At 62.7% G+C, this 13,286-nt stretch carries 12 protein-coding genes; 4 read left to right on the top strand and 8 right to left on the bottom strand.

The window, feature by feature from the left end:
- Position 1 precedes the first annotated feature (1 nt).
- The gene (gene ettA, locus NKJ94_RS08355; protein WP_352524226.1) at positions 2-1,651 is read right to left on the bottom strand and encodes an energy-dependent translational throttle protein EttA; all 1,650 of its coding nucleotides are present in this window, start codon (positions 1,649-1,651) and stop codon (positions 2-4) included.
- Positions 1,652-1,890: 239 nt separating this feature from the next.
- On the opposite strand from ettA, the gene NKJ94_RS08350 reads away from it, so the two are divergent.
- Positions 1,891-3,186 carry a GGDEF domain-containing protein gene (locus NKJ94_RS08350; protein ID WP_352524225.1) on the top strand — a complete coding sequence of 432 codons (1,296 nt, stop codon included), beginning with the start codon at positions 1,891-1,893 and terminating at the stop codon, positions 3,184-3,186.
- Between the two features lie 83 nt (positions 3,187-3,269).
- Here the strand turns inward: NKJ94_RS08350 and NKJ94_RS08345 are convergent, their stop codons facing one another.
- Together NKJ94_RS08345 and NKJ94_RS08340 are read right to left on the bottom strand one after the other, a co-directional pair.
- On the bottom strand, positions 3,270-3,818 hold the full coding sequence (locus NKJ94_RS08345; protein WP_352524224.1) for a hypothetical protein: 549 nt from the start codon (positions 3,816-3,818) through the stop codon (positions 3,270-3,272).
- 73 nt (positions 3,819-3,891) lie between these two features.
- Positions 3,892-4,905: a ribonuclease T2 family protein gene (locus NKJ94_RS08340; RefSeq protein WP_352524223.1), complete on the bottom strand. Its 1,014-nt coding sequence runs from the start codon at positions 4,903-4,905 to the stop codon at positions 3,892-3,894.
- Between the two features lie 180 nt (positions 4,906-5,085).
- Here NKJ94_RS08340 and NKJ94_RS08335 point away from each other — a divergent pair, with 180 nt between their 5' ends.
- The 3 genes from NKJ94_RS08335 to NKJ94_RS08325 all read left to right on the top strand — a co-directional run bounded on the left by NKJ94_RS08335 (position 5,086) and on the right by NKJ94_RS08325 (position 8,983).
- Complete coding sequence (locus tag NKJ94_RS08335; protein ID WP_352524222.1) at positions 5,086-6,021, top strand: alpha/beta fold hydrolase; 936 nt, start codon at positions 5,086-5,088, stop codon at positions 6,019-6,021.
- Positions 6,022-6,161: 140 nt separating this feature from the next.
- Positions 6,162-7,337: a CaiB/BaiF CoA transferase family protein gene (locus NKJ94_RS08330; protein ID WP_352524221.1), complete on the top strand. Its 1,176-nt coding sequence runs from the start codon at positions 6,162-6,164 to the stop codon at positions 7,335-7,337.
- On the top strand, positions 7,334-8,983 hold the full coding sequence (locus tag NKJ94_RS08325; protein WP_352524220.1) for a thiamine pyrophosphate-binding protein: 1,650 nt from the start codon (positions 7,334-7,336) through the stop codon (positions 8,981-8,983). Before NKJ94_RS08330 ends, NKJ94_RS08325 begins: the two co-directional genes overlap by 4 nt.
- 81 nt (positions 8,984-9,064) lie before the next feature.
- Here NKJ94_RS08325 and NKJ94_RS08320 read toward each other — a convergent pair whose 3' ends face one another.
- The 5 genes from NKJ94_RS08320 to NKJ94_RS08300 all read right to left on the bottom strand — a co-directional run bounded on the left by NKJ94_RS08320 (position 9,065) and on the right by NKJ94_RS08300 (position 13,222).
- On the bottom strand, positions 9,065-9,514 hold the full coding sequence (locus NKJ94_RS08320) for a CHRD domain-containing protein (RefSeq protein WP_352524219.1): 450 nt from the start codon (positions 9,512-9,514) through the stop codon (positions 9,065-9,067).
- Between the two features lie 153 nt (positions 9,515-9,667).
- Complete coding sequence (locus NKJ94_RS08315; RefSeq protein WP_352524218.1) at positions 9,668-10,639, bottom strand: ABC transporter substrate-binding protein; 972 nt, start codon at positions 10,637-10,639, stop codon at positions 9,668-9,670.
- A 40-nt stretch (positions 10,640-10,679) separates the two neighbouring features.
- The gene (locus NKJ94_RS08310; RefSeq protein ID WP_352524217.1) at positions 10,680-11,816 is read right to left on the bottom strand and encodes an ABC transporter permease; all 1,137 of its coding nucleotides are present in this window, start codon (positions 11,814-11,816) and stop codon (positions 10,680-10,682) included.
- Positions 11,813-12,691, bottom strand: a complete 879-nt coding sequence (locus tag NKJ94_RS08305; protein ID WP_352524216.1) for an ABC transporter permease — start codon at positions 12,689-12,691, stop codon at positions 11,813-11,815. The genes NKJ94_RS08310 and NKJ94_RS08305 overlap by 4 nt, the downstream gene beginning before the upstream one ends.
- Positions 12,692-13,222, bottom strand: a complete 531-nt coding sequence (locus NKJ94_RS08300) for an endonuclease domain-containing protein (RefSeq protein ID WP_352524478.1) — start codon at positions 13,220-13,222, stop codon at positions 12,692-12,694.
- Positions 13,223-13,286: the final 64 nt, after the last annotated feature.

Here is a 13,286-nt window from a genome sequence, read left to right as displayed (position 1 = left end):
CCTACCTGGTCAGCCGCTTATACGTCATCCTGTGCGGGTTGACCGCGTCCGGGCCGAGGCGGCGGATCTTGTCCTGCTCGTAATCCTCGAAATTGCCCTCGAACCATTCGACATGGCTGTCGCCCTCGAAGGCGAGGATGTGCGTCGCCAGCCGGTCGAGGAACATGCGGTCGTGCGAGATGATGACGGCGCAGCCGGCGAAGTTTTCCAGCGCGTCTTCGAGTGCGGCAAGCGTTTCCGTATCGAGATCGTTGGTCGGTTCGTCGAGCAGCAGCACATTGCCGCCGGTCTTCAGCATTTTTGCCAGATGCACGCGGTTGCGCTGGCCGCCGGACAGGTTGCCGACCTTCTGCTGCTGATCGCCGCCACGAAAGTTGAACGACGCGCAATAGGCGCGGGTGTTGGCCTCGAACTTGCCGAGCTTGACCACTTCGGCGCCGCCCGAGATCTCTTCCCAGACGGTCTTGGTTGGGTCGAGTGCGTCACGGCTCTGATCGACATAACCGAGCTTGACCGTCTCGCCGACGCGGATCGTGCCGGCATCGGGCTTTTCCTGCCCGGTGATCATGCGGAACAGCGTCGTCTTGCCGGCGCCGTTCGGGCCGATGACGCCGACGATGCCGCCGGGCGGCAGCTTGAATTCGAGATCGTCGATCAGCAGCGTGTCGCCGAACCCTTTCGACAGACCCTCGACCTCGATCACCACATTGCCGAGCCGCTCGCCATGCGGAATGACGATCTGGGTGTCGCTCGGACGCCGCTTGTCGGCCGCATCCAGCAGATCCTGGAACGCCTGGATGCGGGCTTTCGACTTGGTCTGCCGGGCTTTCGGGCTGGACTGGATCCACTCGCGCTCTCGGCCGATCGCCCGCTGGCGCGCATCGTCCTCGCGGCCTTCCTGCTTGAGGCGCTTGGCCTTGGCTTCGAGATATTTGGTGTAGTTGCCTTCGTACGGGATGCCACGGCCGCGGTCGAGCTCGAGGATCCAGCCGGTGACGTTGTCGAGGAAGTAGCGGTCGTGGGTGATGATCATCACCGCGCCCGGATAGGCGCGCAGATGCTTTTCCAGCCACGCCGTCGTCTCGGCGTCGAGATGGTTGGTCGGCTCGTCGAGCAGCAGCAAATCGGGCTGGCGCAGCAGCAGCTGGCAGAGCGCGACGCGACGGCGTTCGCCGCCCGACAGCTTGGTGACGTCGGCTTCCTTGGGCGGACAGCCGAGCGCCTCCATCGCCATCTCGACCTGCTGCTCGAGATCCCACAAATTGAGCCGGTCCATCTCGTCCTGGAGCTTGGCCGACTCGTCGGCCGTCTCGTCGGAATAGTTCATCATCAATTCGTTATAGCGCTCGATGATGGCGGTCTTGGCGACGACGCCTTCCATGATGTTCTCGAACACATTCTTGTTCGGATCGAGTGCCGGCTCCTGCGCCAGGTAACCGACGGTCGCGCCTTCGGCCAGCCAGGCTTCGCCGCTCCACTCCTTGTCGATCCCGGCCATGATCTTGAGGATCGTCGACTTGCCGGCGCCGTTGGGGCCGAGGATGCCGATCTTGGCGTCCGGGTAGAAGGACAGATGAACGTTCTCGAGCACCTTCTTGGTGCCGTAGGCCTTGTTGAGGCCGGCCATGTGATAGATGAACTGGCGTGCCACGCGCGCTTTCCCTGAAAAATCGACTGATGTCGGATTGAATGGAAGTTGCGCGCTATGTAAGCGATGCGGCCGCGAACGGCAAACAGTTTTGGCCCTAAGCGAATTTGGTCGCACCGCAAACGCTTAGCCGTTCATTTCGTGCCGACGCCCAGACGAAAGCTCCGGTTAACCATTCCGCGTCAAAACAGTGTTGGGTGGGGAATCGCCAGCAACCGCGATTTCGGAAGAGAGATCGGGTCGTGCTGAACAGTTTCCTGCTGCTTGCCGAAGCGGTTTTCTATTTCGGCACAATGGTCACGCTTTTCGGTTTCAGGAACCGTATCGGCCTCGGCGTCTTTGTCTGCGCGCTTGGCGCCATGCATTTTCTGGAAACCTATCTGGCCAGCGTGTTCTATGTCGCGCTGCCGTTCGGCATGGTATCGCCCGGCTCGGCTGTGCTGTTTTCCGGCAAACTGGTGATGCTTCTCCTGCTCTACATCAAGGAGGACGCGGCAACCGTGCGGCAGCCCATCTACGGCCTGCTGCTCGGCAATGCCTTGATGATCGGGCTCGTGCTGATCCTGCGCTTGCACGACATCGCACCGCTGCCCGACGGCAAGCTTCCCGACATCGCCTTCATCGATAAGATGGGTTGGCTGATGGCATGGGGCACTTCGCTGCTGTTCATCGATGCCATCCTCATCATCCTGCTCTATGAAAAACTCGGCAAATACCTGCGCAATGCGCTTTTCACCCGCATCCTGGTCTCGGTAGCCTGTGTACTCACATTCGACCAGGCGGGGTTCTTCACGGCGCTGCATTTCATCGCCGGGGCGCCGGTCGCGGTTTTCCTTGGCGGCTGGTTTGCCAAGATGGGGGCGGCCCTTGCTTTTAGCATCATGCTTGTCGCCTATCTCAGATGGTTCGAGGCACGGCAGATCCCGGCGCCGCGTGGGCTTTCAGACATTTTCGACACGCTGACCTATCGCGAGCGCTATGAAGCGCTGGTCGAGCAGGCAGGGCGCGACGGCCTCACCGGCCTGCTGAACAGGGGCCGCTTCGACAGCGACGGCGAAGCCGCCGTCGCCGCCAGCCTGCGGACGGCCAAGCCGCTCAGCCTGCTGATCATCGATGTCGACCATTTCAAGTCGATCAACGACCGCTTCGGCCATGCCGAGGGCGACAAGGTGCTGAAATCCATCGCAGCCCTGCTTGGCGAGATTGTCAGTCCCGAGGACCAGGTTTTCAGGATCGGCGGCGAGGAATTCGCAATCCTCTGTTCGCGCCCGCATCCGGCGGCCAGGCTGCTGGGCGAGAGCATCAGGCACGCGGTCAAGACATCAACGAGCACCAGCCGGTTCGACATCACCATCAGCGCCGGCATCTCGACCGTCGGCGAGACGACCCGCTGCCTTGCCGATCTTTTCGCGCTCGCCGACCAGCGTCTCTACAAGGCCAAATCGACCGGACGCGACCGCGTTGTCGGCGAGCCGGGCGGCAACGAGGCTGACGGCCGCAACACATGGACCAGGCCGGAGCGCAGCGTCGGCGCATAACGCTGCAATTGGCGCAATCAGGATTGTTTGCGCCGCTGCCATGCGCCGATCGCGACCGAAACCGCCATCAGTGCGATCGCCAGCTATTTCATTGCCGCGATGATCGGGCTGGCATCGATATCATAGGCGATGAACAGAAGAATGCCCGGCACCAGCAAGCCGCAGAGCACCAGCATGATCCGGTTGATCTGCCACGACACCTTTGCCGCGAGCGCCTGATCGCCGGCCACGGCGACAAGGTTGGTATGCAGCGACTTCGGCGCGACCAGCGCGGTCGAAAGGCGCAGCGAAATCGGCAGGCCGATCCCGATGATCAGGAAGGCGCATGCCGCCAACAGCAGCGAAAACTTGAGCGCACTGGTTTCGGCCGGTACCGGGAACAGCAGCGTCGCCAGCGGCAGGAAGATACCGAAGATACCGAGCGCAGCGATGGCGATGAAGATCGCCGCGTTGACCAGTGTGAACAATTGGTAGGTGCCGGCGCCGATCGGTTTGGCGAGCGTGCTCATGCGCGCCCACTCCGCTTCGGTGTAGGAAAAACCCGGCCACTCCATATGGCCGTCACGGATCGCCGTCATGCCCTTGGCCCAGAACGCCAGCCGCGCCAACGCGCCGCTCGTCATGCCACTCATCGCTACCCCCGCCGAATGATGCCCCTGGGATCATACCACCCCCGGTGCAAAGCGACAGTCGCGTTCGGCCTATTTACTGGAAACCGACGGGATCGACCGTGCCCTTCGGGCAGCCGGCCTTGGCTGTCGGCGCCGAGGCAAGCAGCAGCGCACCGAGCGAGGCGTTCGAAGCAATCGGGCCGGTAAGGCCAAGCGTCAGCTCGCCGATCAGCCGCCTGCCGTTCGAAGGATCGACCACGCAGGATACGCGGACCCGGTCGCCCGCGCCTGTGCCGAAGGCGCTGTCGAAGGCGCTGCGGATCCGATCGGACGTCAGCTGCTTGCCGATGTTCTTGGTGAAGAGATCGCGTACCGGCGACGCGTTCACCGCGCGCATCAGGTTCAAAGCGTCGGAGAAATACTCCTGCTGGCTCTTGCCGTAGCAGGTGCCGTGCTTGATCCACTCATGCCTTTCGAGGGCGGATGCGGTGCCCGGCATCACCTGGTCGAGTTCCGATCGCGTTTTCGGGTCAAGCGTGACCGGCGGCAGGTCCCGCCAGTGCGCCGGATCGTCGTTCGCCTTGTCGCTTGCCGCGACCTGGCAATAGAAATTTCCGTTCGGTTGCGGCCACAGCCCATGCAAGGTGAAATGGGTCGCATCGAAACCGGCCGCGGTCTGCGCCCGGCATTCGGTCTTGCTGGACTTGGTCTCACAGAAAGCCGGCTGCCAGCTCAGCGCGAAGACATATTCCGGTTTTCCGGACGCCGATGCCTTGTTCGGATCGGCAGGCGCCGATGCAGCCGGCATCGTCGACGCATTGCCGCCCGAAACGTGGCCGCAGCTGATCTTGACCCAGCGGCGCTCCGGATCGGCGCCCGGCACACGAATGAGATAGTGGGTGGGCGCATCCTTGTTGCCGGCCAGGAGATCATAGCTCTGGCCAGCCGCGGTCGAGACATTGCCCAGGTTCTTGCCGCTCTTGATCGCCTGCGTCGCCGGACAGGCGGCATCGGCGACGAATGAGCCGGTCATCTTCACATCGGCCTGCGCCGCGCCGACCAGCAGCACGGCCGCAAGCGCCAATCCGAAAACAAAACCTGTCCGCATAAGAGTCCCTCGGATCAAAAAACTGCGGCAACAGACTGCCGTTGTCACCATGTCAGAATTGCGAACGTGCGATAAACCCCACCGCGCAAATCGGCCACGCCGGATTGACGCAAAACCGGCGCCGGCGCAAACAAAACTCGCGTCCGGTATCGTGTCGCGGGCATTGGAGACGAAGCGGCGATGTCATTCGACCAACAGCTTGTGCTTCGATCGCCGACCGGCGCCGAGCTCAACCTTTATGTGAAACACGCCACCGGCCAACCACGCGCAATTGTCCAGATTAACCACGGGCTGGCCGAACATGCCGCGCGCTATGCCCGCTTCGCCGATTTCCTCGGCGCGCGCGGCTACCAGGTCTACGCCCACGACCACCGTGGCCACGGCGCGACCAGGGCGCCTGATGCCCCGCTTGGCAGATTCGCCGACACGGATGGCGGTGCCAAGGTCATCGCCGATGTCGCTGCCGTCCACGACCTCATCGCCAAGGAACGGCCGGGCCTGCCGGTCATCGTCTTCGGCCACTCCCTGGGCGCGTCGGTCGCACTGAATTTCGTCTTGCGCCACTCTGCGCGCATCCAGGGCGCGGCGATCTGGAACGGCAATTTCTCGGCCGGCCTGCTCGGCCAAATCGCGCTCGGCATGCTTGCCTGGGAAAAATTCCGGCTTGGTTCCGACGTGCCGTCGCGCCTGCTGCCCCGGCTGACGTTCCGGGCCTGGGGCAAAGCCGTGCCCAATCACCGGACGCCGTTCGACTGGCTGTCGCGCGATGCCGTCGAAGTGGAGAAATACATCGCCGACCCGCTCTGCGGCTGGGACGCATCGGTGTCGATGTGGCATGACGTCGTCAAGATGGCGCTCGATTGCGGCAGCGACAGCGGTTTTTCCGGCGTGCGGCGCGACCTGTTCGTCAATCTGGTCGGAGGCGAGAAGGATCCGGCCTCGGACGGCGGCAAGGCGGTCAGCCATCTTGCCGGCCGGATGCACATGATGGGCTTTTCGAATCTCGTTTCAAGGGTTTACGCCGAAACCCGCCACGAAAGCCTGAACGAGGTAAATCGAGACATCATCATGGAGGATTTTGCGCTCTGGGCCGACCGCGTGCTGAGGGCGCCGTAACGCTTGGCCCATCGCAAGGGCCGTGACAGCGGCACGCGGGATTGATAGTGGGATGTCGCCCAAAAGTGCGCAGCGGTTTTGGGATAACGACATGCACAAAAAAGATCTAAGGCTGCGCTTTCGACCAATCACGGTGATCCATGACTGAGCCTCCGCTCAAAGGCATCCGCGTCATCGAACTCGCACGCATCCTTGCCGGGCCATGGGCCGGGCAGCTGCTTGCCGACCTCGGCGCCGATGTGATCAAGGTCGAAAGCCCGGACGGCGGCGACGACACGCGCAAATGGGGGCCGCCCTTCGTCATCGGCCATGACGGCGAGAACCTTTCGGCCGCCTATTACCATTCCTGCAACCGCGGCAAGCGCTCCATCGCCATCGACTTCTCGACGCCCGAGGGCGCCGAGACGGTGCGCCGGTTGGCCGCGACATCGGACGTGCTGATCGAAAACTTCAAAGTCGGCGGACTGAAGAAGTACGGCCTCGATTATGACAGCCTGAGAAAAATCAACCCGCGGCTGATCTATTGCTCGATCACCGGTTTTGGCCAGTCGGGACCGTATGCGCCGCGCGCCGGTTATGATTTCATCATCCAGGGCATGGGCGGCATGATGTCGATCACCGGCGAAGCCGGCCGCGAACCGCAAAAGGCCGGCGTCGCTATTTCAGATGTTTTCACCGGGCTTTATTCGGTCATCGCCATCCAGGCGGCGCTTCGTCATGCCGAGAAGACAGGCGAAGGCCAGCATATCGACATGGCGCTCTACGACACCCAGATCTCGACGCTCGGCAACCAGAACCTCAACTATCTCGTCTCCGGACAATCGCCGGTGCAGATGGGCAATGCGCATATGAACATCGCGCCCTACGAGGTGGTGCCGGTGAAAAATGGCCACATCATCCTGGCGGTCGGCAATGACGGCCAGTTCGCAAAGTTCTGCGCTGCCGTCGGCCTCGACGAGCTGGCGTCTAACCCTGACTTCGCCACCAATCCCGCCCGCGTTGCCAACCGGGCGAAGCTGCGCGAGCAGATGATCGAGGCGCTGAAAGTCTTCGATCGCGACCCGCTGCTGGCCAAGCTCGAGGCCGCCGGCGTGCCGGCCAGCCCGATCAACAATATCGGCCAGATGTTTGCGGACCCGCAGACCATCGCGCGCGGCATGCGGCTCGACCTCGACGACGGCCATGGCAATCTCTTGCCCTCGGTGCGTGCGCCGATGGTCATGTCCGGCACGCCGCTGGTCTATGAACGGCCCTCGCCGCGTCTCGGCGAACACACCAAAGAAATCCTTGCCGAACTGGAGAGGTCTGGAAAATGAAGACCGGCGGACAACTCATCGTCGATGCGCTCGAAGCCAACGGAACGGACCGTATCTATTGCGTGCCCGGCGAATCCTATCTCGCGGTGCTCGACGCGCTGCATGATTCACCGATCCGCACCATCGTCTGTCGCCAGGAGGGCGGTGCCGCAATGATGGCCGACTGCCATGGCCGCCTGACCGGCAGGCCCGGCATCTGCTTCGTCACCCGCGGCCCCGGCGCCACCAATGCCTCGGCCGGCATCCACATCGCCATGCAGGATTCGGTGCCGCTGATCCTGTTCATCGGCCAGGTCGCCAGCCACGCCAAGGGGCGCGAGGCCTTCCAGGAGGTCGACTATGTCAGGTTCTTCGGTGATATCGCCAAATGGGTGGTCGAGATCGACGAGGCCTCGCGCATCCCCGAATTCGTCACGCGGGCCTTTTCAGTGGCGACCTCGGGCCGGCCCGGCCCGGTCGTCATTTCGCTGCCCGAGGACATGCTGACCAGCCTTGCCGAGGCACCGGAAGCCTTGCACTACACACCGGTCGAAACGCGGCCGGGCAAGGCCGAAATCGACGCGCTGGAAGAGCTGCTTAACAAGGCAAAGCGGCCCTTCGTCATTCTCGGCGGTACGCGCTGGGACGCGCAAGCCGTCGCGCAAATACGGACGATCGCCGAGGCCTGGTCGCTGCCGATCGGCTGCTCCTTCCGCCGCCAGATGCTGTTCGACCATCTTCACCCGAACTATGCCGGCGATGTCGGCATCGGCATCAACCCCAAGCTGGCAACCGCCATCAAGCAGGCCGACCTTGTGCTGCTCATCGGCGGCCGCATGGGCGAGATGCCGTCGTCCGACTACACGCTGCTGAAGAGCCCCTACCCGGACCAGATGCTGGTCCATATCCATGCCGACGCCGGCGAGCTCGGCCGCGTCTACCGGCCGGCGCTGGCGATCAATGCCTCGCCCGCGGCCTTCGTCGAAGCCTTTGCCAAACACAAGCCGGGCGCAGCGCCGGTGTGGGCGGCTGAGACAGCGAAGCTGCATGCGGCCTATCTCGACTGGTCGACGCCTCCGGAGAGCGGCCCTGGCGCCGTCCAGATGGGGCCGATCATGAATTATCTCGAAACGATGCTGCCCGACGATGCCATTCTCACCAACGGCGCCGGCAACTACGCCACCTGGGTGCATCGCTATCACCGCTTCCGGCGTTTTGGCACACAGGCAGCACCCACATCCGGCTCGATGGGCTACGGCACGCCGGCGGCGGTCGCAGCCAAGGAATTGTTCCCCGAGCGCGACGTGATCGCCTTTGCCGGCGACGGCTGTTTCCTGATGAATGGGCAGGAATTCGCCACCGCCGTGCAATACGGACTGCCGATCATTGTCGTTGTCGTCAACAACGGCATCTACGGCACCATCCGCATGCATCAGGAACGCGAATATCCGGGCCGTGTCGTCGCCACGGATCTGAAAAACCCCGACTTCGCGGCGCTCGCGCGTGCCTATGGCGGTCATGGCGAAACAGTCGAGAAGACCGCCGACTTCGCGCCGGCTTTCCAGCGTGCGCGCGCCAGCGGCAAGCCGGCGATCGTCGAGATCAGGCTTGATCCCGAAGCGATCACGCCGACCCGGACCATGACGCAGATACGCGACAGGGCCTGAGCGCCAACGGGATAGGTCGAATCCCTTCGCAAACTTCGACAGGTTGATGCAGCGCTATGGTCGCTCTCGGGCGACGTTGCGCTACATCGACGCTGGCGCCTTTTCGATCTGCCCGCGGTTCTCGCCGTCCGCGTGGGCCGCAGTGTGGATGTTGACGTAGTATTTGCCGGCCTCCAGATCGGTGGCCTGCTTGTCGGTCAATGTCGCCGAGCCCTTGATCGGGCTCTTCAGTTTTTTGAACGGCACCACAGGGTCGGCGTTTTCACCCTTTGCCGCCGGGCCGTGAATGTGTGCGGCGGTCGCCGGCCCGCTGAGGCCGGAATACCTCACGGTCCAGCTGAGTTTCTTGGTGGCGGTGTTGAACCTGAGCGTGGCGGTGCCCTTGCCCTTCGTGGTGACGGGCGGGTTCTGCTCAGCGCCATTGAGCGTCGCCGTCATCTTTACGGTTTCGGCCAGAGCTGGTGACACCGAGAAGATGGCTGCAGAAATGGCCAGCGCCGAAAGCATCGGCGTGAAGGACTGGATGCGCATGGAAACCTCCGTTGTGGCACCCTTGAAGCGGATGCATCGGCACAACGATTTTGCGAGCGGATGTTTCCGCCGGTAACGTTCATTTTACATCCCACTAAAAAGGGGCGGTCGCCCGCCCCCTTTTTGTCTTCCAACAGAGCTTGCTTGACAGCCCTATTTGATCGCCTTGTCTGTGATCGCGGTCGTGTAGGCGCCGGTCGGCTCCTTGCTGATGATCTTCTGGTCGAGCAGCGCCTTGGCGGTGCGCTCGTAGGTCGCCGGATCGAGCTTGCCATCGGCATTGTCGATCAGCTTGGCGACTTCCCCCATCATGCGCTTTTGGTGGTTCTCGTCCTGGCCGCCATTGTCCATGACAATGCCAGCTGCCTCGTCGGAATTGTCGATGGCGTATTTCCAGCCCTTCATCGAAGCGCGCACGAAACGCACCATCTTGTCCTCGAAGGCCGGATCCTTGAGCTTGTCTTCCAAAGCATAGAGCCCGTCTTCGAGCAGATCGTTGCCCATGGCGGAATAGTTGAAAACGGTCAGCTCTTCCGGCTTATAGCCAGCGTCAATGAGCTGCCAGTATTCGTTGTAGGTCATGACCGAGATGCAATCCGCCTGCTTCTGGATCAGCGGCTGCACATCAAAGCTCTGCTTGAGCACGGTAACGCCGTCCGGGCCGCCTTCGGTCTTGAGGCCAAGCTTGTTCATCCAGGCATAGAACGGGTACTCGTTGCCGAAGAACCAGACGCCGAGCGTGTGGCCTTTGAAGTCGGCTTCGGTCTTGACCGGGCCGTCCTTCGGACAGACCAGCTCCATGCCGGCCTTCTTGAACGGCTGGGCGATGTTGACCAGTGGCACGCCCTTTTCGCGCGCAGCCAGCGCACCGCCCATCCAGTCGACGATGACGTCGGCGCCACCGCCGGCGATCACCTGCTCCGGCGCAATGTCGGGGCCGCCGGGCTTGATATCGACATCGAGGCCCTCGGCTTCATAAAAGCCCTTGGCCTTGGCGACATAGTAGCCGGCGAACTGTGCCTGGGTGACCCATTTCAGCTGCAGCGTCACCTTGTCCGCGGCCATCGCCTGGAACGCGGCCAGCGACATCGCGCCGGCCAGCATCGAAACAACAAGTCTTTTCATGTTTTTACCCTCTGAAGTTAGCGCCCTAAACCCACCGCCCCTATCCACCACGGACAGAGGGATGCCAAAACGTGATTGCTCTCTCGAAAAGAGCGACCACGCCATAAAAGACCGAACCCGCAAGTGCTGCAACTGCGATTTCGGCCCACACCATGTCGATGTTCATCCGTCCAACTTCCGTCGAAATGCGGAATCCCATGCCGACCACCGGTGTGCCGAAGAACTCGGCGACGATGGCGCCGATCAGCGCCAGCGTCGAATTGATCTTCAGCGCGTTGAAGATGAACGGTGCCGCCGCCGGCAATCGCAACTTGAATAGTGTCTGCCAGTAGCCCGAGGCATAGGTGCGCATCAGGTCGCGCTCCATATAGCCGGAGGCTGCAAGCCCGGCGACGGTGTTCACCAGCATCGGGAAGAAGGTCATGATGATGACCACCGCCGCCTTGGACTGCCAGTCGAAGCCGAACCACATGACCATGATCGGCGCCACGCCGATGATCGGCAGCGCCGACACCATATTGCCGATCGGCAGCAGTCCGCGCCGCAGGAACGGTACGCGGTCGGCCATGATGGCGGCAATGAAACCTGCCCCGCTTCCAACGACGTAACCGAAGATCACCGCCTTGAAGATCGTCTGACGCACGTCGGCGGCCAGGATTGGCAGCGAAGTGGCAATGCGTGCGCCGATGGCGCTTGGCGGCGGCAAAAGGATGAAGGGGATACCGGCACCACGGGTCACCGCCTCCCAGATGATCAGGATCCAGGCGCCGAAGATCGCCGGGATGATCAGGCGCAGGGCGGTTGACGCCCAGCGCGACGTCGGGCGAAACGACGACAGGACCGTTACGCAGCGCCAGGCCAAAAACCATGCCGCGGCGAGCAGCAGATAGAAGGGGGCGCCAGCGCTGCCCTCATTGCCGGTTATGCCGGCGAGCAGGATCCACGCCGCGCCATGCGCGCCAAGGAAGAGCAACACCACCCCGATCATCGGTGGAAAGTTGTCGGCCTCAATTGCCACGAGCAGCAAAATGAACATCAAAGCCGTGGTCGCCATGGCGTAACCGGGCGCGGCACTGACGAGCGGCCAAAGAAGCAGCGCGCCGACAAGAAGGATGAGCGCGGCATACCCTTGCCAGGATCGAGGTGTGATTGAGGAAAGGCTCAGGAGCGAGCTCATGCCGGCCTCCCGCCCATGGCGCGGTCGACCAGGCGCCCGGCTATGCCGACCAGCATCACCAGCAAGGCGGCCACCACCGAGCCGGCAACCAACGCCGACCAGATGTCTATGGTCTGGCTGTAATAGGCGCCGGCGAGCAGCTTGGCGCCGATGCCGGCGACGGCGCCGGTCGGCAGCTCGCCGACGATGGCGCCGACGAGGCTGGCGGCCACCGCGACTTTCATTGAGGTGAACAGGAACGGCACCGAAGCCGGCACCCGCAATTTCCAGAAGGTCTGCGAAGGACTGGCATTATAGGTGTGCATCAGGTCGAGATGGGTAAGCTCGGGCGAGCGAAGCCCCTTCACCATGCCGACCGCCACCGGGAAGAACGACAGATAGGTCGAGATCAGCGCCTTCGGGATCAGCCCGGTGATGCCGACAGCGGCCAGCACAACGATGATCATCGGTGCCACCGCCAGGATCGGAATGGTCTGCGACGCGATGATCCACGGCATCAGGCTGCGGTCGAGCGTCGCCACATGCACGATGCCGACGGCGATGACGATGCCGAGCGCCGTGCCGAAGGCAAAGCCGAGCAGCGTCGACGACAGCGTCACCCAGGCATTGTAGACAAGGCTGCGGTTCGAGGTGATGCTGCGCAGAAAGGTGTTTTCGAAAAAATTCACTGCCACCTGATGCGGCGCCGGCAGCGTCGGCTTCGGCTGCGCCAGCGTCTTGCCGATGAACTCGACGACGCCCGGTGTCTGATTGGCGCGGCGGTCGAGATCGCGCTGGAACGGTGCGTTGAGGACAACGGCCATGACGTACCAGACGACGACCACGCCCAAGAGGATCGAGGTCACCGGAACGATCTTGTCGCGAAACGAGTCCATCTAGTGGTCCTCGCGGGATGGGTGCCCTCCTCTCCCCAATGGGGAGAGGGTGGCCGGAGCGAAGCGGAGGCCGGGTGAGGGGGTAGAAATCTTTCCGTCGAGGCAAGCCAAGATCGTATCAAGGACCGCTCGGCGTTCGGCCAAGACTTCATGGTTCCAGAACCGAAGAACGGAATAACCGTGACCATTCAGCCAAGCAGTTCTCGCGGCATCGGTTGGAGATTCCGCGTGCTGGCTGCCGTCGATTTCCACGATCAGCGCGCTCTCACGACAGACGAAATCTGCAAAGAACGGCCCAAGCGGCACTTGCCTCACAAATTTGTAGCCGTTGAGATGGCGCCCTCTTAGTTCCCCCCAAAGCCTGTATTCAGCCTCGGTCTCGTCAAACCGCAGCTTTCGAGCGCGAGCGGTTGCACCGACCTTTCTTTTGGTCGGATCCGCCAAGGCCCCCTCACCCGACCTCCGCTTCGCTCCGGCCACCCTCTCCCCGTCGGGGAGAGGAGGGAGCTCATCTTCCGCCGCCTCAATCATCATAGCTGTGCCCCGCCCTGAGCCCGTCGCGCACGCGTGCCGCGATCGCCAGGAACTCCGGCGT

It is taken from the genome of Mesorhizobium sp. M0060 (assembly GCF_040323155.1).
GTDB lineage: Bacteria > Pseudomonadota > Alphaproteobacteria > Rhizobiales > Rhizobiaceae > Mesorhizobium.
This window is presented reverse-complemented; position numbering and strand designations above follow the sequence as displayed.